The sequence below is a fragment of the Variovorax ginsengisoli genome, assembly GCF_030811835.1.
GTDB lineage: Bacteria > Pseudomonadota > Gammaproteobacteria > Burkholderiales > Burkholderiaceae_C > Variovorax > Variovorax ginsengisoli_C.
In genome coordinates this window covers 1-1,377 of the sequence record NZ_JAUSRO010000036.1, presented here as the reverse complement: position 1 = coordinate 1,377, position 1,377 = coordinate 1, and the positions used below count along the sequence as shown (strand labels likewise).

1 protein-coding gene is annotated in these 1,377 nt (G+C 62.3%); it reads right to left on the bottom strand.

Annotation, left to right across the window (positions count from 1 at the left end; all coding sequences use genetic code 11):
• Nucleotides 1–30 precede the first annotated feature (30 nt).
• A protein-coding gene (locus J2W36_RS26495) for an IS3 family transposase (RefSeq protein ID WP_307692777.1) occupies nucleotides 31–1,274 on the bottom strand; the annotation gives its coding sequence in 2 pieces (ribosomal slippage) (nucleotides 31–977 and nucleotides 977–1,274; 1,245 coding nt in all).
• Nucleotides 1,275–1,377 lie beyond the last annotated feature (103 nt).

Genomic DNA, 1,377 nt, shown 5'->3' with positions numbered 1-1,377 from the left:
TGATCTTGCCCCCGTATTTCAGGACACGGGCTATTCGCAATGTAGCGCCTGCTCGATCTGAGCAAGACGCTGTTGGGCAGCGCGATGCTGCCTGAACTCCCTGGGTGATTTCATCTTCAATGCCGAGTGCGGGTGCACCTCATTGAAGTGCTCGAAGGCCGCTGCCATCTGCGCCATCACCATTTTCGCGTTGGCGAGGTCCATGCGGCTGACGTAGTCGCGCTTGAAGGTGTTGACGAAGCTCTCGGCCATGCCATTGCTCTGCGGGCTGCACACAGGCGTGTTCACCGGCTTCAGTCCCAACTGCCGAGCGATCTGCCGGGTCTCGGCCGCGATGTACGCGCCTCCGTTGTCTGAGAGGAACTCCAAGGTGTGAGTCCCGGGGATGCCATCGATGTCGCCGAAGCGCTTCTCCACGGCTTCGATGAGCATCTCACGCACCGGCTCGCCCGGCAGTCCCTTGCCCTCCCAAGCCCGGAAGGCCAGGATCTCGCGGTCGCAGCAGTCCTTTGTGAAGGTTGCCGTCACGGTCTGACCCGAGTCGCATTTGATCTCGAAGCCGTCCGAGCACCAGCGCACATCGCTGTGCGCGACCGCCACTTTCCCCTCGTGAGGCCGGCTGGACTGGCGCCGTCGGGGTGCCTTCGGCAACAGCAACGCGTGGCCCGCCATCACGCGGTAGACGCGCTTGGCGTTCACGCGCGCAGCGCCGGTCTTGGCTCGATGCCGGTTCACCAGTGCGCAGGCGCGTCGGTAGCCGTAGGTTGGTAACTCGGTGATCTGCGCCTTGATCTCGTCGAGCAGCGTGGCGTCGCTGACGTTCGCCGGTCTCTGTGTGCGGGCGTCGATCCAGTTCTCTGGGCGGATATGCAGACGATGAACATTTGAGCGCGCCAGCCCCAGGGCCTGGCAGACAGCCTTCACTGGCCGTCCCCGTCCAGCAAGGGCGAGCGCGCAATCCACTTTTTTTCGGCGGCGTACTCCACGGCTTCCTTGAGGATTTCGTTCTCCAGTGTCTTCTTGCCCAGCACGCGCTGCAGCTTGGCAATCTCGGCACGTGCGGCAGCAAGCTCAGAAGCAGGCACCACGGCCTCACCAGCAGAGACTGCAGTCAATGCCCCCTGGCGCTCCAGCTTGCGCCACTGGAACAACAAGCTGGCGGCAACGCCTTCCTGACGTGCAACCAGCGACACGCTCATGCCAGGTTCGTAGCTTCGGCGAACCAGTGCGGCCTTCTCTGCGAGGGACCAGCGCCTGCGGCGCTGGTCCTTCATGATCACCTCGACGGTATCCGTATTCCTAGTCGTATTCACAGTCCTACTCCTATCTTCAAAGATAAGCGATAGACCGTGTCCTGTCATTCAAGGGGCCAGCTCA